The 19,600-nt window shown below is 42.2% G+C and carries 11 protein-coding genes; 2 read left to right on the top strand and 9 right to left on the bottom strand.

Annotated features, from left to right (window positions below; all coding sequences use genetic code 11):
* Positions 1-234 precede the first annotated feature (234 nt).
* Together ACLL8Z_RS10705 and ACLL8Z_RS10700 are read left to right on the top strand one after the other, a co-directional pair.
* On the top strand, positions 235-1,614 hold the full coding sequence (locus tag ACLL8Z_RS10705; protein ID WP_411274778.1) for a LutB/LldF family L-lactate oxidation iron-sulfur protein: 1,380 nt from the start codon (positions 235-237) through the stop codon (positions 1,612-1,614).
* Between the two features lie 3 nt (positions 1,615-1,617).
* Positions 1,618-3,600: a thiamine pyrophosphate-dependent enzyme gene (locus tag ACLL8Z_RS10700; protein ID WP_411274777.1), complete on the top strand. Its 1,983-nt coding sequence runs from the start codon at positions 1,618-1,620 to the stop codon at positions 3,598-3,600.
* A 161-nt stretch (positions 3,601-3,761) separates the two neighbouring features.
* Here the strand turns inward: ACLL8Z_RS10700 and ACLL8Z_RS10695 are convergent, their stop codons facing one another.
* The 9 genes from ACLL8Z_RS10695 to ACLL8Z_RS10655 form a co-directional block, all read right to left on the bottom strand.
* Complete coding sequence (locus ACLL8Z_RS10695) at positions 3,762-4,370, bottom strand: sprT domain-containing protein (RefSeq protein ID WP_411274776.1); 609 nt, start codon at positions 4,368-4,370, stop codon at positions 3,762-3,764.
* Between the two features lie 3 nt (positions 4,371-4,373).
* Complete coding sequence (gene feoB / locus ACLL8Z_RS10690; RefSeq protein ID WP_411274775.1) at positions 4,374-6,488, bottom strand: ferrous iron transport protein B; 2,115 nt, start codon at positions 6,486-6,488, stop codon at positions 4,374-4,376.
* A 3-nt stretch (positions 6,489-6,491) separates the two neighbouring features.
* Positions 6,492-6,707, bottom strand: coding sequence for a ferrous iron transport protein A (locus tag ACLL8Z_RS10685; protein WP_411274774.1), 216 nt, complete (start codon positions 6,705-6,707; stop codon positions 6,492-6,494).
* A 192-nt stretch (positions 6,708-6,899) separates the two neighbouring features.
* Positions 6,900-7,304 carry a VanZ family protein gene (locus tag ACLL8Z_RS10680; RefSeq protein ID WP_411274773.1) on the bottom strand — a complete coding sequence of 135 codons (405 nt, stop codon included), beginning with the start codon at positions 7,302-7,304 and terminating at the stop codon, positions 6,900-6,902.
* A complete protein-coding gene (gene gcvH, locus ACLL8Z_RS10675; RefSeq protein WP_411274772.1) occupies positions 7,305-7,685 on the bottom strand; it encodes a glycine cleavage system protein GcvH in 381 nt (126 codons plus the stop codon).
* A 562-nt stretch (positions 7,686-8,247) separates the two neighbouring features.
* Positions 8,248-15,270 (bottom strand): cell surface protein SprA, encoded by a 7,023-nt coding sequence (gene sprA / locus ACLL8Z_RS10670; protein ID WP_411274771.1) that lies wholly within the window; start codon positions 15,268-15,270, stop codon positions 8,248-8,250.
* 44 nt (positions 15,271-15,314) lie between these two features.
* Entirely contained in the window at positions 15,315-15,899 is a 585-nt protein-coding gene (ruvA, locus tag ACLL8Z_RS10665; protein WP_411274770.1) for a Holliday junction branch migration protein RuvA, read from the bottom strand.
* A 5-nt stretch (positions 15,900-15,904) separates the two neighbouring features.
* The gene (locus ACLL8Z_RS10660) at positions 15,905-18,229 is read right to left on the bottom strand and encodes an NADP-dependent malic enzyme (protein ID WP_411274769.1); all 2,325 of its coding nucleotides are present in this window, start codon (positions 18,227-18,229) and stop codon (positions 15,905-15,907) included.
* Between the two features lie 101 nt (positions 18,230-18,330).
* On the bottom strand, positions 18,331-19,600 hold a 1,270-nt coding region (locus ACLL8Z_RS10655), incomplete at its 5' end, for a transglycosylase SLT domain-containing protein (protein ID WP_411274768.1).

Raw genomic sequence — 19,600 nt, 5'->3', positions numbered from 1 at the left:
TTCTTAGGTTTCGGTCAGCATCGAAGCGGGCAATTGCACTTGCCGGTGATGAATGATAGAGTAGGCTTGACCCCGAAGGTGGTCACATGTTTATAGAGGAAATTATTCTAGCCTTTTGCGCGACCCCGAAGGTGGTCGTATGTGAAAATTTCAGACACCTACGACCACCTTCGGGGTCGAAAAGTACAATCATTTTACCGGACACCAGTGATTCTAAATACCTAAATTCGCAGCATGAGTAAATTGGCATCTGAATTCGTTACCACATCCGCATCTAAAGCATTTGACCTGGATCACAGACGCATTATCAACAACAATATTGGCAAGTACGACACGGCAGTTTCCAGAGGCCTTTCCAGATTTTTCAACCTGGAGAATTCCAAACGTAAGGCTCATACAATCAAATGGAAGGTTATGGAAAACCTGGATAAACTTTTGCCAGAGTTTGAATCCAACTTTCAACGTAAAGGCGGCAAGGTAATTTGGGCAAATGATGCTGCCGAAGCAAATAACGAAATACTCAATATTCTAAAAAAAGCAAACGCAAAAACTGTTATTAAGTCAAAGTCGATGGTTACGGAAGAAATTCACCTGAATGAATTTCTTGAACAGAACAGCATAAGTACATTAGAAAGCGACCTTGGTGAATACATCGTGCAGCTACTTGGACAAAAACCATATCACATCGTTACCCCTGCAATGCATCTTAGCAAGGAAGATATTGCGAAACTCTTCAATGAAAAATTTGGAACTCCTGTCGACGCAACACCCGAGCAATTAACTCTAAAAGCCCGGGAGTTGCTCAGAGAAAAATATACCTCTGCTGATGTAGGAATAACGGGTGGAAATTTTCTTATCGCGGACAGCGGAAGTATTGCCCTAACCGAGAATGAAGGAAATGCAAGGCTTACAACGACCTTCCCGAAAATCCACATAGCTATCGTTGGAATTGAGAAGATCATACCTTCGATATCAGACCTTGACCTGTTTTGGCCCATTTTGTCTACGCATGGAACAGGCCAAAATCTTACTGTATACAACACAATTTTGGGTGGTCCGAAACAAAACAATGAAACCGATGGCCCTGAAGAAATGTATGTCATTTTACTGGATAATGGACGAACGAATCTTTTGGCACAAAAAGACCAGCGTCAGGGATTATACTGTATTCGTTGCGGCGCATGTTTGAATGCCTGCCCGGTTTATAAAAATATAGGTGGGCATACCTATGAAACTACCTACAGTGGGCCAATTGGATCAATCATTACACCGCATATGGCAGGAATGAAAGAGTTCAAACATCTTAGTTATGCGTCCAGTCTTTGTGGAAAGTGCTCAGAAGTTTGCCCTGTTAAAATCGATATTCATAAGATACTTTTGTTAAACCGGCGAGATTCAGTAAAAGAAGGCTTAAATCCGGGGTCGGAAAAGTTAGCTTGGAGGGGGTGGAAAATGGGCATGATGAAAAGAAAAATGATGGACATGTTAGGCGGTGGCTGGAAAAATACTTTTTTAAAAATGTTCTTTAAAAAAAGTTGGGGGAAACATAGGAGCCTGCCGGAAGTTGCGAAGGAATCATTTAGTAAACAGTGGAGTCAGATGGGTAAAAGTTGAGAAATGAATTTTGACCCGAAAGATCTAAGCGATAAAAGCCTGATAAAATTTTATAAGCATCTGCTCAAGCCAAGAATGATTGAGGAGAAAATGCTGATCTTATTGAGGCAGGGGAAAATCAGCAAGTGGTTTTCGGGTATAGGCCAGGAAGCAATTGCTGTAGGGACAACCCTCGCTATGCATCCCGATGAATACATTCTGCCTATGCATCGCAACCTGGGTGTGTTCACCAGCCGGGATATACCCTTATCCCGATTAATGGCGCAATGGCAAGGAAAAAGCTCAGGTTTTACCAAAGGCCGGGACAGGTCTTTTCACTTTGGAACTAAACGGTTTAAGATTATTGGAATGATCTCCCACCTGGGTCCACAGCTGGCATTGGCAGATGGCATTGCTTTGGCTGATATACTGAAAGATCGAAAACATGCAACCCTGGTTTTCACAGGTGAAGGAGCTACCAGTGAGGGGGATTTTCACGAAGCCCTGAACGTTGCTGCTGTTTGGGATCTTCCTGTTATATTTATTATCGAAAACAATGCCTATGGGCTTTCAACACCTACCAATGAGCAATATCGCTGCAAGAACCTTGTTGACAGGGCGATTGGTTATGGCATGGAAGGACATCGAATTGACGGTAATAATATACTTGAAGTCTATCACACCATAAACGATATTGCACTCGATATCAGACAAAAACCACGGCCGGTACTCGTCGAATGTATGACGTTTAGAATGAGGGGCCACGAAGAAGCATCTGGAACAAAGTATATCCCACAGGAATTATTTGAAGAATGGGAGAAAAAAGATCCGCTTAAAAATTTTGAAGAGTATCTGCTAAATGAAAAAATTATTGATCAGCACCTGATAAGCGAGATCCGTGCAGATTTTAAGATTGAAATTGAAGCCGAAATTGAACTTGCATTTGCGGAAGAAGAAATTGCCGCTAATACAGATACTGAGGTAAATGATATGTATGCCCCATATTCAGGAATGCCGATCGGACCCTTAAATCCATTAAGTAAAACAGACATAAGGTATATCGATGCTATTAGTGATGGTTTGAGGCAATCCATGCAGAAATTTCCTGAAATGGTTATCATGGGCCAGGATATTGCTGAATATGGCGGGGCATTTAAAATCACACAAGGATTTGTCGGGGAGTTTGGAAAAGGACGGGTTCGAAATACCCCTATTTGTGAATCGGCGATTGTGGGTGCAGCACTTGGGCTTTCTATAAATGGCTGCAAAGCAGTTATGGAAATGCAGTTTGCTGATTTCGTGACCTGTGGGTTCAATCAGATAATTAACAACCTTGCGAAAACCCACTACCGTTGGGCTGAAAAAGCTGATGTTGTGATTCGAATGCCTACAGGTGCGGGTTCTGGAGCAGGTCCGTTTCATTCGCAAAGTAATGAGGCATGGTTTACCAAAACTCCCGGTCTTAAAGTTGTTTACCCCGCCTTCCCTTCTGATGCTAAGGGCCTTTTAGCAGCCGCTATAGATGACCCAAACCCGGTGATGTTTTTTGAGCATAAATATCTTTACCGGGCAATATCTGAGCCCGTCTATGACGATTACTTTACACTTGAAATTGGTAAGGCAAAAGTTCTGAGAAATGGAGAACAATTAAGTATCATAACCTACGGGCTTGGTGTTCACTGGGCAATCGAATACTTAGATGAACACCCGGAACTATCAGCCGATCTGATTGATCTGCGGAGCCTGCAGCCCTGGGATAAGGATTCGGTAGTAAAATCAGTGAAAAAAACAGGGAAGGTAATTATACTCCATGAGGATACTTTAACGGGAGGATTCGGTGCAGAGATCAGTGCTCACATCGCAGAACACTGCTTTGAATATCTGGATGCACCGGTGGTGCGATGTGCAAGTTTGGATACTGCTATACCGATGAATAAGGCTTTAGAGGATAATTTTCTTGCAAAGGGGAGGATTGGTGAACAGGTGAGCAGGCTTTTGGATTATTGACGAACAAGAACCATCAAGGCGATTATTTAACCGCGGAGGCCGCAAAGTTTCACGCAGTGTTCGCAGAGTTAACTGATTGTCAAAACTTTGTGGAAACCTTTGCGCACTCTGCGCATTCTCTGCGATCTCCGCGGTTAAATTTGTATGGTCGTCGAAGAAAATTAGCTCACCAATATTACTTCCGAAAGCGGACTAAACAGATACACTGCCCCTGTCTTCACTTCGACACATTTATACCTTTTTCTCACCAGATCACCTTTCTTAAAAACGCGGTTATTCTTAAATGAGAAGAGGCTGTTGATCGGTAGTTTTTCAACATGTATAACTCCCTCGGGCTTTTTATCATAGCGGTTAAGAACCCTGAATAGGTTAAGGTCGGTACAACTGGAAGCTGAAGGATTTTCCAGGTAATTAACAATTGCATGCTTCACATCCGGTGGAAAAATGGCTTGATCAAAGAATGGCTTCATCATTCGTTTAAAATTGCTCTTCCACTCCAGCCCATGAGGCTTGGCTTTTCGCTTGTGTTCGTTCCAGGTTAGCAGATGGGCAAATTCATGAACAGTAGTAATTAAGAATGCATAGGGGTTAAGATTATAATTTACAGAAATCCTGTGACCTTCCTCCTTGAAAGGATGCCGGTAATCCCCATATTTTGTGCTGCGCCCTCTCGATATTTTAAATTCACACTTGAAATAATCTATCCAACGTGCAATAAGGGGCGCTGCACCCGCTGGCAGATAATTACTCAATACGTTAACTTTATCCAATTTTTACTTTAATATCTGGTAAACTACTAAGCTTGCAATATAAGCCAGTGTGGTCATGTAAGCAAATTGTATGGCAGGCCAGGTCCAGCTTTTTGTCTCCCTGGCGACAATTGCGATAGTACTGACGCATTGCATCGCAAATGCATAGAAAACCATCAGGGAGAATGCCACTGCAACTGTAAATACCGGCAAACCTGTTTCGGGATTCTTAGCAGCCAGCATTTTATCCCTGACAGAAGCCATATTTGAATCGTCTGCCTCCACGCTGTAAATGGTCGCCATTGTTCCGACAAAAACTTCCCGTGCTGCAAATGAGGTAATCAGTGCGATGCCTATTTTCCAGTCGAAACCTAGCGGTTTGATGACGGGTTCTATAACTTTTCCCAGTATCCCCGCATACGAATTTTCCAGCTTCTCGGAAGATTCCATCCGATCAATTTCCTTCGACGTATACGCTTTGTTTAAAGATACTGATTGGTATTTTTTTTCAATGATATCAAATCTGGCTGATGGTCCGTATGAAGATAGCACCCACAAAACAATAGAAACAGCTATAATAATCTTACCCGCTTCAAAAACAAATGTTTTAACGCTCCGATACATTGTAAGTAGTACGTTGTTCCACCTTGGCATCCTGTAAACAGGAAGTTCCATAATGAAATAACCACGTTCACGTGACTTAATAATTACCTTCATTACCAAGGCGACAACAATAGCGCTGACAATGCTTAACACGTACAAGGCCATTAAAACTATTCCCTGCATGTTAATAAATCCCCAAATCTTCAGATCGGGTACCACCATTGAGATAAGGAGAGTGTATACTGGTAAACGCGCAGAACAAGCTATTAAAGGAGTAACCATAATGGTGATCATTCTGTCCTTCCAGTTCTCAATATTACGGGTGCTCATAATGGACGGAACTGCACATGCAAAGCCCCCAATCATTGGTACAATTGATTTCCCGCTAAGGCCAACCTTCCGCATGATCTTGTCCATCATAAACGTAACGCGCGACATATAGCCTGTATCTTCCAGAATGGATATAAAAGCAAATAGAATAGCGATCTGGGGTATAAATATCAAAACGCCGCTCAATCCTGCAAGTACTCCATCGATCATGAGATCGCTGAAAACACCTGAAGGCAAATATTGGTGTGCAATATTTGTCATCCAGATAAACAAGCCTTCAATAAGCGACATGGGATATTCAGACCATGCAAATATGGATTGGAAGATGAGGAAGAGAATTGCAAAAAAGATTATAAAGCCAAATACACGGTGGGTAAGAATATTATCAATTCTATTACTCATTGTCTCTTTACCCGGGTCATTATTCAATTTTACCGTGTCAAAAAGGACGTCATTTATGAAATTATATCTCCCTATGGTTTCAGCTGCCTGCAATTGTTGAGAGTTAAAAGAAAACTCACTTTTTATCTCTTCGATCCGGGTGTTCTGCTCAGTCGACAGGAATGAGAGCTGTTCATGCTGATGTGCCAGCTGAAGTGCAACATATGGATATGGTATGTTCAGATCTCTGCGAATTGCATGGACAAGATCCGGTGCCAGAGAGGGTATATCAATTGAACTGAACTGTGTAGCGATGGAGCTGCTCTGACTAATTGCAGTTTTCAACTCCTGGATCCCTTCACCTCTCCTGGCTGAAATTGCCACTATTTGAACACCCAATTTTAAAGCAAGTTCATCTACAGCTATTTCAATCCCGGCATTGCTGGCCAGGTCCATCATGTTTAACGCAATGATAATGGGAATCCGCAAATCCGCAACCTGTGAAAACAGAAGTAAGTTTCTTTTAAGATTAGACGCGTCGGCAACGAATACAATTAAATCAGGATGCACCGGACTTGTTTTATCGGCAAGGGCATCCATAACGATTCGCTCATCCCTGCTTTTAGGATAAAAACTATAGGTGCCTGGCAGATCAATTATACGGACTAAACGTCCATCAGGCAGAGTCGTAAAACCCTCCTTCTTTTCAACAGTAACACCAGGAAAATTGCCTATTTTTTGACTGAGTCCGGTAAGAACGTTAAATAGCGTAGATTTTCCCGAATTGGGATTCCCAACCAGTGCTACCCTTAACTCCTGACTCACTTATTATTGCATTATTATTGTAGAAGCTTCGTGCTTCCTAAGGCTTAGAGAGTATCCGGAAACGGTTATTGCCATGGGATCTCCGAGCGGAGCAATGCGTTCTACAACAATGGATTCACCTGGCAAACAGCCCATCTCCATGAGTTTTATCGACATCTCAAGATCAGTAAATTCCTTGATTATTCCTGTTTGACCCGGTTCTAATTGTGAAAGCCTCATATTTACAAATTATGAACAAAAATAAAGCTTAATTAAATTAATTCCAAATAGATGGGCGTCTATTTAAAGCAATAAAATCAATTATTTCCTGGTACGAAAACCTGCTGATACTTGCTGATCTGAGGACACTTGCATCCTTTGTTGAAGATTCCGCAAGATCCCAGACTCAACAGTGCCAAAAGGCATAATATCTTACAACAATTTTTCATTAAATCGGATTCTATGTAAAAGGATATAGCTGAAAATCCCCATACCAACACCCGTCATATCAGCAAATAGATCCCACCATTCTGCAGCACGGTATGTAAATATTGTTATCTGCAAAACTTCGATCAAAACTCCTAAAGCTAACGTTACTACAAGTATTTTAAGTATGGTTAATGTTCTGTAAGTGTAACTGCTTTGCTCTTTTATTTTTCCGTAAAAAAGAAGAACGGTAAGCACAAAAAAGAAACCAGTATGCGCTAGTTTGTCAAATCCTTCGAAAAAAGTGACGCCTAAACTGCTGCCCGGATCCGACATCGGCATCTCGCACATTATCAAAGTAAATATTGCCCACAGAATGGCCAGATACTGGTACCTTAGGGTTTTTAACATTTATGCCCCCACCAGAGTCTTATAATCGGAAGCAGACAATAGCTTATCAAGCTGTGAAAGATCAGATATCTCAATCTTAACCATCCAACCATCTCCATACGGATCGGTATTAACAAGTTCCGGGTTGGTGTCCAACTTCTTATTTAATTCTTTTATAGTTCCAGTAATTGGCATCAAAAGATCAGATACAGTTTTCACAGCCTCAACAGTTCCAAACTGATCTTCTTTTGTTACCTCTTTACCAAGTGTGTCAATTTCAATGTAAACGATGTCTCCTAATTCGTGCTGGGCAAAATCAGTTATGCCTGCGTACGCTATATTACCTTCAACGCGTACCCACTCGTGATCATTTGTATATTTTAATTCTTCGGGGAAATTCATTTTCTAGATGGTTTTAAAGTGCAAAAATACTTTAAAGGGAGCAAAGAACAAAGAGTAAAGAATAAAGTGTCTTGTCCTTGTTCCTTTACAGGGATCAAAGAACCGAGAGCCGGTGTCCTTGAGAGTGTTAAATTTGGGGGTAATTCTGCAGAAGATATGATATGCCTTTATTAGCAATGTTATTTGTAGAGATGAGGTCTCTCGCTTCGCTTCGGGAGGACGGGGCCGGTTTGGGGGACTGGAGATTTCTCCTCGCTGCACGTACAAAGTACATCATTCCAGTGTGGTAAGCTCGTCGAAATATTGTCCGCTTTTAAGTTAATAGTACCCAAAAGTTCCGCTTCTCAATAACATGAAAGCTTGTACCCAACCGAAGGAAGTGACTCCAATAAATTAACCATGGATTTATTAAGGGGCACATTTCGACGAGCGACTGCATGTTTTTCATTCAGAAGCCCTATACCGCGAGGAGAAATCTCCCCCCTCCACCAAAGCTGACTGCCGTCATCCCGAAGCGAAGCGAGGGACCCCATTCGTCCAAGCTCAGACGAGGTTCTTGCTTCTACAACGTAAACCTCAAATTCACCCCGAAATTACTAAACGACGTATTAAATGTTTGCGAAGTATAAGGCCTGGTAATATTGCCATCGTAAAACATACGGATTGTGAAACGCTGATCCAGCACATAATCCACATTTGGACGGATGGTGATTCTCTGGTCGCCGGACGAAACCTCTGCATCAAGAACGTCGGCGCGGTATATGACGTTTTTCCTGTCGCTTAATGCGAAATCAAGCTTAAACGTCATATCATTATCCATTTTAAGTCCTTTGAATAATCCGAAAGGAAATCTGAACTTAGTGGTTCGATATCCCCATCCAAACACGACATTATCCTCTTTCTGCTGAGCAATCTGGGTATTTGCAAGGCTGAAGCTTAGTGCACGCGATTTACGATACTCCATCGTTAAGGTCATATTATTCTTTAGTCGCATATCAACTCCAAAGAGAGGTTGGAATTGTTCGAATAAGGTGACCTGCGAAAACTGGTAAAATGGAAGGAAATTGGCGTTTGCATCCCTCACGCTGACAGCACCATTAGTTTCCTGATAACGTACAAGTGAATTAAAGCCATTCACTGTGTAAGTAGAACGATAACCGTGTCGCAGGTCAAAAGAGGTGAATATATCATTGAATAGGCTGAATTTGCTTAGCCCGTTATAAGTTAAATTCCAATTAGGCACGGGTATTTTAGGAAAGCGATTAAGGGAAACTTTATTTGCATCCTTACCTGTATACGCGGCAAGGAATGACGCGATCAGCACATCCTGGGACCCTTTGTTATATCCATCAGCATAACCTCCGCTCGTTCCTGCTGAATTCGGATTAGTTTGTCCTAATCTCCTTGAAATAATTGCCCGGTTCTCTTCAAGCTGTGTAAAAAGTCTGGAGGAATTGTTATCCTTATTTTCTTTCGCAAATGCGGTTCTAAGAGTAAAATAAGAGATTGTATAATCCCCGGTTGTAATTGGGCTGAGATTCTCAAAGTTATTAGTGGAAGGAAGAAATTTAAAATTTGTTGAGTAATTAAAATTTTGTCCTTTAACAGCTGTAAGCTGGATGCGCATATCTCTGATCGGTTCGATCAATGCCTGGAAGTTCATATCCTCACGGTCGGTTGTGATGTATAATTGATTCAAAAGTGAATCCTGGGTGATCCATCCATTTCGAAGCGCTCTTCCCCTTATGTCCTTTTGGTTTCCTAACAGGAAATCATAACCGGGGGCACTGGCGTCAACATCCTGTCCAAGGAAATCAGTCGAAGGTAAATAACCCGGCAGAAAAGTGCCCTGAGTTTTTGAATAGGTGCCGTTAACAGTTTTTAAGCTGGTCAGCAAATTGATAAAGAACTTAGCTGCTCCATTCTCTGCCTGGGCCGCCGACCGTACAAATCCAAACTTGTTGTATAACCCGGTTAGACTTAAGCCGGGATTAACTCGTATCGCACGAGAGTTCTGTATAGTGTTTCCGACATCAATAAGAGGATCTCTCAAAGTAATCAGCGGTTCAGTCTGCCAGTTAAAACCTGCCTGATAAGCCGTAGATATATTCACCCAATCAAGTCCCGGGATTTTATTTATCGGGAGATTGTAGGTAAGATTCAAGCTATGATTATAATCAGTCGTGCGACCCAATTTTTTAAGGTTTTGCCATAAGGTGTCCCGCTTAAGTCCATTAATCCGACCGTCAGGTTCGTCAATAACAGAAAAATTGGTGGCATTAAAATCCAATTGCATCGAACGGGTTAAATTCCAGCTTATACCGTACAGCCGGGACATTTGGAAATTTTTATTAAAGTTAGTGTTTATAGGAAGGAAGTTGTTTGGATCATTATCTCTTAAAGTATTTTCAGAATATAGGCGGTCAACACTGATATTGAAGTTAAGGATTGAAGGCAATAAACTGAAATTGAGATCACGGATGAGGGCCAGACTTTTAGACTTTATAAGTTTCTCAAAAGGCGTAATAGATTTCGCCTGCTTTGCATAATTGTATTGCACGCCTGCACGATATGTCTTTTGGATTGTACTTTCGTTAATGTAATCCCGGTGGTTGAACGCATTGAAAGCATAGGTTGCACTTAGGTTTTCAATATCCCATAAGTGAACTTTGCTTTCGGGATTGGTTTTGATCTTCCGAACGTTCGTAAAGTTAATGCTCTTACGCGAACTATAATCCTCCGTAATGAACCGAAGAGAATCCCGGATACGTCCCGGAGCATTTTGCAAGACTTGCCTGAATTCAGTATCCTGATTCCTCGGATCGTACTGCGGGCTGCCCACTTGAGATGAAAAATTAACATACAGGGGCACCTTTATTCCTGTTCGTTCCGGAAAAAATTTTCCTAACTCTACATTTCCCGAAAGATCGAAAAGCACATCATCTTCGCGGTTACGCTCGCTTACTCTTTTATCGATTGAACCAAAGCCAATAGTGCTTTTGCTTCCGGAGAGAGTAATATCTGCAAAGTCTGCCAACTTCGCGTTTAGACGGGCGGTCGCCGCCCATCCTCCCCGTTCGTCGAAATCTGTCAGACGAAGTTCATTGAACCATACTTGTGCTATTTTATCCAGGCCGTCATCTCCACCAGGACTTGCCGGATTTCGAAGAGGATTACGTACACCAAGCATATAAACCCTAACCTTACTAAGGTCGGGCTGACCTTTTACAATAATGGTATTTACGCCATCCTGGTAAATGAAGGGGCGGTTGATTGGCCATGGTTGCCCATTAAATATTGCATTATTTCGGGCAGCTTTAGCGACCTGAAATAAACTAAGCTCAATGTCAAGTTTGTTCTGGCTGGGCCAGATAGTGGCAGGGTCGCTGGATCCGGGAGGCGTTATCTTAAGCGGAATATCATATTCATAATAATTATCCTGATTATCCGTACCAACCCGAAGGAAAGCGCGCAAATCATTATCCCGAACCTGGTCTCCTTCAGCATGAATAAACATTTCCAACCGTCTGTAAGAACGGAAATCGTTATACGTAGTTCTGAATGCAGCCCGCCCATAACCATCACGGAGGTTACGTACTGCCAGAGAAAGCGATTGCTCATTTTGCCGGGACACCCCCCGGAAATTTGTAATGTCCTGCTCGCGGGTAATCCCGGGGGGAAGCACATAAGGAATCGGAGTACGCTTTCCATTCTCCTCGATATTGACAGCCGTTACGTCGATAGACGAGTTATCCAATCCTGGATTTATTAAGGAAGGATCAGCCAGGACTTTCGTCGGATTATTTTCTGAATTATATCTTCTCCATTCACCCCTTACCAACTGCAGTTTCGCGAGGCGCAATACGGCAGTGTCCACGAAATCTGTCATGAACATCCTGATAAAACGAATGGACTTGAAATCCTCTATGTTCCCTACTTTCTGTACATAATCAGTTACCGGGATTTTAAACTGGATCCAACGCACAGTTTCGGTCGAACCGTTGGCTAACCGCACTGTAGCAGGAACGATGTCAGTGATATAATTAGTTCCTACACTCGCCAGATCCTGTGGGCGAATTGATACTTTATATTGATAATATTCATCCGCCTGAGTAGAATTATTATCCCGGTTAATATCTTCACCATCGGGTAAAGATGTTGCCGCTGTATTTTCAATACCAGTTTGTGCAATTGATTGCTCCGGTGTTTTAGAGTTCCCTTCCGGGTTATTATATTTTTCGTAGCGTTTTAATATCCCTGCATTTTGCTGATCCAGGTTTGAACCCCGGTAGTATTGAAAATCATCTGATGCGGGGTCTTCGTCGAGCACAATACCTGCCTGGGAATTTATGGATGCCTTTGCCTGAGTCAAAAATGGTGCAAACTGCTGTCTTTCGTCGGTACTGGACAGCCCGTCGATTCCCACGTCCTGAAAAGCACGGGCACCGGAATTATTGTCAAAAGCTTGAATAACCGGTTGGAGTTTAGGAACACGTCCCCATTGGGTGGCATCAGTTTTAGCAATATTACCATCTACAGGTAATCCGTTTTCCAGACTTTTCCGCCCATCTTTTAAAATATCTTCGGCGATATTTCCAAGGTTAAAATAAACATCTCCACCCTGACCCGTAGTATTGTAAATAAAAGGGTCAAGCATCCACATCTCTATAAATTCAATATTCAGCGCTTCAAAATCATTGGTCTCCAACTTTCTAAAGATTCCTCCCCAACGGTTTCTCGGATTAGACAGGGTACCATCGGGGTTTAGGGCTGAAGGGCTGAAGTTATAAGGGCCCCGCTGGCGCGGATAAAATGCGAGATCAAAAGTTGGTAAAATAATTGCCTGTCCCGTAGAAGATTCTTTGAATGGGAAAACCTCTCGTTCAAAAACTTGTCGAACATAGTGATTGGAAAGCTCCTTTTTATCCTTGCGTATATTGTCCGGGGTCAGTGAATTTCCGCTCACGAAAAATATCGGGTCAATATTATAGAAAGCCAATCGGGCGCGGTTATAGCCATAGGCCAGGTCATTTGACAGGCGGGATTCAGGGAACAGTTGCGGGGTTCCTGAAATCTGCCAGGCAATTGCACTTTTTATATCAATTAGTGATCTGCTTGCTTCAAAATCATCCAGGTAACTGGCGCCGTTCCTGCTTCCGGCAAAGTTCAATGCCCGCGGATGACCAGGAACCAGGTGTGCGTACTCGCTATTAAATGTTAAGGTGGAAGGCTCTTTAGTATTGATAAAAGGAATTTTATCTACCATCCGCGTTAACCACCGGGAACCCGAACTATAATTTGCGTCGAGACCCCAAATAGTATTGGAAATCGGTTCCTCTCCAATATTGACTTTCTCCGTGAGGGGCTTTTCTGTAAGATTCATAAAAGTTCCGCCGAGGTTTAGCTTATTACTAACCCGGTAATCGAACCTCGATCCTGTTAAAGACCGTTGCTGCAGTCCAAAAAGCTCATTATTTTCAAGTTTAATTCGGATAGGCTGCCCGGAATTAAGTAATGCCTGGTTAATAATGCTCACCATCCCGCCGTTATAATCTACTGTAAAATCAACACCCTCCTGAAGTTGTAGAGTACCTGCCACAACCTGAACAGACCCCTGCGGAACGTTAATCGCGTTTAGTTGAAATACTGAGCCTGCCTGCGATTGATAAGTACCCCGAATCTGATACCTGTTTAACCGCGCGAAAAGCTGTTGAGCGAGTACCTTCGTTGAATCATATAAGGGCTGGTAAACATATTTATCGATAAGATTTCTTTCAGAAACTGGATTGAAGCGTCTTGCCAGGTCTGACCCGAATGGTTCGATGAGCGGGAAGGTTATCCGGCCATTTCGTGGGTCTATAGTTATCCCTTCAACAAAGTCGAAAAAGCCATCCGGCCGCCTGTCATTCTGTTGATTGAGATTATCAAGATTTGTCAACTGAAGCCAGAGCTTTCCAATGGTATTTTGCCCTTCTGTAATTTGAGGAGTTTCCACTCCTGTATCTTCACCCAATCTGAAAATATTTAGTCTGAAATCCGTGCGACTGACCTCATAAGCCCCCAGTGAATAGATATTCTTCATCATCAGGTCCCAGGTTGGTAAACTCGTTTTGAGAGTCTCATTCTTTAGGAGCTTAACAAAGAGCACCTGGGGAGTGGTATTATCAACTAAAACATCCGTCGAAAATTCTCCTACCTGATATTCAACCCCATTTACAGTATACCGAAAAGCAACGGCCAGCACTTCGTCTGCGTTTAGAGAAGTATTAAGTGATATATATCCCAGTCTGGGGTTTAAAGTAAATTCTTTGTCGGTAAGATTTCGTGCGAAAGTCAGCTTTGCAAAGTTGTCAGTTTCTCTATTTGCCTGAAAAAAAGTTATCGCGTCATTACTGTTAGTCTGCCTTACCCCGGGCGGCAAAACCTGTAAAAGATTATTAGACTGCTGTGTAAATCCAGGTCCTGCAAATCCGGCTGGCAGGCCTGAAAACCCCGCTCCTCCACGTACCTGTGCGGTATTGTAAACCTTATTTTCACCAAGATCAATGAGCCCCAGAATGTCCCTGGAGTTTACCGTGCTGTTTGCCCGGTTCGTAACCCAGACTTCAATTTTTGTAATATTGATGTTCGAATTTATTATGGGCGTATTTTCGAGAGCCTTGTTATAATTATTCCTGAAATACTGGGCCAGAAAATAGTGTTTGTTGGTCTCGTAATTGTCGGCTGAAATAGCGAATTCATTTTGCTGTGAACCGTTAGTTATCGTTATCTCACGTTGCTGGGATTTTTGCTGAGAGAATACCGTAGTTACGTTCAGACGCCCAAACTGAAGCTGAGTCTTTAATCCAAACAAGGCCTGGCTGCCGGATATCAATGACGTGCTTAACGGGAGACTTACATTTCCGGCCTCAATTTTTCGGATAATCTCATCATCTTTTCCGGTGTAGTCAAGCTTAATCTGATTTTCAAAATCAAACTGGGCTTCGGTATTATAATTCGTGGTTATCCTTAATTTTTCCCCTATCTGACCAACCACATTCATCTGAATCCGCTGATCAAAATCGAAGTTACCCTGGGTTCTTTGCCTTTCGTTAAACAGGGGGTTCTCATTCCTGTTTATCCTTCCAGAAAACGTTAAATCAGCGGAGCCTTGAGGCCGGATATCAATCGTTGATCCTCCAAATATTTTTTCAAAAGATTTGCTGTTGATCTTTACCGGGGGGATAAAACCAGGTTCCCTCGCTTCAACTAAGGGTAGGTCAGCAAGTTCGCGCCAGTAATTTTTTTTAATAAGCTCATTCTCATATTTCTGATACTCCTCAATACTTAAATACTGGGGCGAACGGTAGAAACGATCTCCAATTTTCTCACGGATAATGTAGCGTTTTGATATCGGGTCGAATTCAATACTGCGTTGAATATTTGAAGGGTTGGGAAGGGTGATGCCTGTGGCTCGCTTTAACTGAATATATCGCGAATCTGCAAAAGGATAAGTAAGTCTCGATGTGTCTTTGGTTGATACGGTATTTTGTGCTAAAACCTGTCCGCTCAATAGAGCAAACAAGAAGAAGCAGACTCTACCCATATTAAACAACGCTGCACTTTTCAACTTCCAAAAATTGATATTAATTATAAGCTTTTAAGAGCTATTTTAATTAAACGTTCAACTGTTAAACCTTCGCCTTCTGATTTCACGGCAGCGTCCAAAGCTTTTTCAGCTATATTTTTATTAAAGCCAAGCATCACCAAGGCTGATAACGCCTCATCCATCGCGGTAATATTGTGAGGCATCGAAATCAATGAGTCCGGTCCTTCTTTCTTCAGTTTATCCTGCAATTCCAAAATCATTCGCTGTGCAGATTTTGGCCCAATACCCTTAATTCTCTGTATTAATGGAACATCACCTTTGACAATTGCAATCTGTATTTCCGCAGGTGTTATTGATGATAGTATCATTCTGCCCGTATTGGGACCGATCCCCGAGACAGATATCAGGTGCAAAAACAAGCGCCTCTCTCCCTCATCAAAAAACCCATATAAAGTATGACCGTCTTCTTTAACATGAAGCCATGTGTAAAGCTTACATCGCTCGGCATCATTTAAAGCTGCATAGGTATTAAGTGATATGTTAATATGGTACCCAACTCCGCCTGCATCTATAACAACATACGTAGGACACTTAAAAACAAGTTTTCCATCAATATACGCGTACATTCTATTTATTTCTGAGATTTATTAACACGACTGAAAAGACCCCTTTTACGCGAGGAGACTTCCTGTTCTTCCTTTGTCTGCGCATCAACAACAGCAATAGTCACCATATTTACAATTTCCCTTACAGAGCTATCAAGCTGCAATACATGCACAGGTTTCTTAAGTCCCAGAAGTATAGGCCCTACGGCTTCTGCACCGCCAAGTTCCTGAAGCAATTTATACGCAATATTTCCCGATTCGAGGTTTGGAAACATCAGTACATTTGCTGGAGCTCCATTTAAAGCACTAAAAGGATAATTATCCTTCAATAGATCAGCATTCATAGCAAAATTGGCCTGCATTTCGCCATCCACAATAATTTCGGGATACTTTTGATGAAGTATCTTCACAGCCTGACGCACTTTTTCGGGCACTATGCCATCATTAGATCCAAAGTTAGAGTAAGATAACATTGCGATCCTTGGCTGTATATTGAACTTCTTTACCGCCCGGTCAATTAACACGGTGATATCCACTAATTCCTCGAGAGTGGGATTTTCATTTACAGTTGTATCTCCAAAAAATACGGGGCCCTTTTTAGTGAGCATCATGTACATCCCTGCTACACGGTTCACCCCTTCTTCAATTCCTATAACCTGAAGCGCAGGCTTTATTGTGGTCCCATAATCTTTAGTGAGGCCTGAAATCAACGCATCAGCCTGGCCGACTTGAACCATACTAGCGCCATAATAATTACGGTCGCGCATTAGCTTCTTAGCCTCTGAGAGCGTGACTCCCCGACGCTGACGTTTCTTATAAAGGTATTCAGCAAACTGGGCAGAAATAGCTTTTTCCTCCATGGGATTAATTATCTCCACACCTTCAAGTTCCAGTTCATGGTCCGCGATAATCTGCCTGATCCGCTCTTTATTACCCAGCAAAATTGGTATAGCTATTCCTTCATCCTTTACTATTTGAGCAGACTTTAATATTTTATAATTATCAGCTTCCGCAAATACGACCCGTTTAGGCGATGATTTGGCTTTATTGGTTACAGCCCTCAGGATCTTATCATCCATCCCCAACCGGTTTTTCAGCTCCTCATTATAAGCCTCCCAATCGGTAATGATTTTTCTTGCAACCCCCGAATCAATTGCAGCTTGAGCTACCGCAGGTGATACCGTGGTGATCAGTCTGAAATCGATGGGTTTAGGAATAATGTAGTCTTTACCGAACTTTAAGTTCCGGGAGTTATACGCAAGATTTACAGCCTCTGGAACTGTCCTTTTAGCTAGTTCAGCAATTGCAAAAACGGCGGCTTTTTTCATCTCCTCATTAATGCCTGTAGCTCTTACATCCAATGCACCTCTAAAGATGTAGGGGAAACCGAGAACGTTATTCACCTGGTTAGGATAATCAGATCGGCCGGTAGCCATAATAATGTCCTTCCTTGTTTTAACTGCCAGCTCATAAGCAATTTCCGGATCAGGATTGGCCATTGCGAAGACAATTGGATTTTTCGCCATTGTCTTTAGCATGTCCGCGGTAAGCACATCGGGCGATGATAAACCAATAAATACATCAGAATCTTTAACGGCGTCGGCCAGAGTGCTAATAGTTCTTTTTGTTGCGAACTCCGCTTTCGTACCCTCGAGATTATCACGGTCTTTACGAATGACACCCGAGCGATCGAGCATCACAATATTTTCCAGCTTCGCGCCAAGACTTACGTACAAACGTGTGCACGAAATGGCCGCTGCTCCCGCACCGTTTACGACAATCTTAATCTTTTCGAGCTTCTTTTTTTGTAATTCACATGCATTTATGAGCGCGGCTGCAGAAATAATGGCAGTACCATGCTGATCGTCGTGCATTACTGGAATTGACATGGCTTCTTTGAGCCTGCGTTCAATCTCAAAGCATTCAGGAGCTTTAATATCCTCGAGGTTTATTCCCCCAAAAGTAGGTTCAAGAGCTTTGACGATCATTACAAATTCGTCGATGTTTTTGGTATCGAGTTCCAAATCAAACACATCAATATCTGCAAATATTTTAAACAGCAATCCCTTGCCTTCCATAACAGGCTTACTCGCTTCGGGGCCAATATCACCCAGGCCAAGAACTGCAGATCCATTACTAATAACTGCAACGAGGTTACCCTTTGCAGTGTATTTATAAACATCTTCTTTATTATCAGCTATTTTTAGACACGGTTCCGCAACACCGGGAGAATAAGCCAGGGAAAGATCACGTTGAGAATTAGTGGGTTTTGTTGGGACCACCTGGATCTTTCCGGGCCGGCCCTGCGAATGATAGTCAAGTGCATCTTGTTTACGATTAGTCTTACTCATTAAGATTGGGAATTGATTTGTGCGTCAAAATTACAATTCTTTTCTTTGATATAATGAATAAAACCGGGCTCAGAGGATTATTAACCGATGAATTCCATTGATCATAATCGATTGATTATAAGCTTCATCCCTGGGTTGATGGCCGATTTTGTTAAGCCGTTGAGTGCTTTTATTTTTGAAACCGTCATTCCGCTGAATTTCTCTGCTATACCCGATAATGTATCCCCCACTTTTACGATATAATTCATGTAAGGGGTTTCAGGTCCTTTGACGGAAGATTTTGGTATTGCTGACAAGCGAATGTTCTGGCCTGGCCCTTCAGTCGAAGCTGATTTACCCAAAGCTGTAATCGTCTCCGGATATTCGTTTTCAAGGCCATTCAGTACATTGTATAGCGATGCAAATGCACCCTTAGCGACATCCGGAATTACTAAAGATTTAGGATTCTGAACAGAGCCGTTAATAATCTGCTTTTTATACGAAGGGTTCAGAATTAATAATTCTTTTAAATCCAGATTGGCTGCTTTAGCGACACTATGGATCGACAGCATTTTGTTGACCTGAATAACATCTGTGAAAATATTAAATCCTGGAGGCCTCGACTCAATTCCGTGATTCTGGTAATAGTTCATTGCGTACACTGTAGCAATAAATGCAGGAACATAATTCTGGGTTTCTTTAGGTAGAAATGCACGAACTCTCCAAAAGTCAGGTATACCGCCAGACTTAACTATAGCCCTGGTAACTGCTCCGGTTCCGCAATTAAAAGCGGCAATGGTTAATAGCCAATCTCCTATTTTTTTGTATGCATCTACGAAATAATGCGCAGCAGCATAACTTGCTTTGACCGGATCTTTACGTTCATCCACATAACTATCCATCACCAGGCCATAACCTTTTGCAGTGGTATACATGAATTGCCATGGCCCGACAGCCCCGGATCTCGAAACTGCGTGAGGATTCAGAGTGGACTCAATTACTGTAAGAAACTTCAACTCATTGGGAAGTCCTGCTTCCATCAAAACTTTTTCGAATATTGGAAAGTAATAGTTGGATAATCCAAGCATTTTGCCAATCTGCTCTTTCCTGTTGAGATAAATATTGATGTAGCCCCGAACATGCTCGTTGTAATTTAAAGGCACAGATTTTTCCAGCGAATCAAGTCTGCTCTTAAATAAGAGATCTTGAAACGAAAGTTCTGGATTGGTGGAGGATGCAGCAACAAGACCTGTGTCCGCGGAAACGGTTTTAGATTTAAGCTTTATTTGGCTAAATTTCCCTAAGCCAATAAATGGCGTGGTTAAAGAGGCATTAGTCCGATCGGCCGTGCACAATAATGCGAGCACGACAAAAGTAAAAGTTCTCATCATA

It is taken from the genome of Daejeonella sp. (genome assembly GCF_046590655.1).
Lineage (GTDB): Bacteria > Bacteroidota > Bacteroidia > Sphingobacteriales > Sphingobacteriaceae > Daejeonella.
The sequence above is the reverse complement of the archived record's forward strand: the minus strand, read 5'-3'. Positions and strand labels throughout refer to the sequence as shown.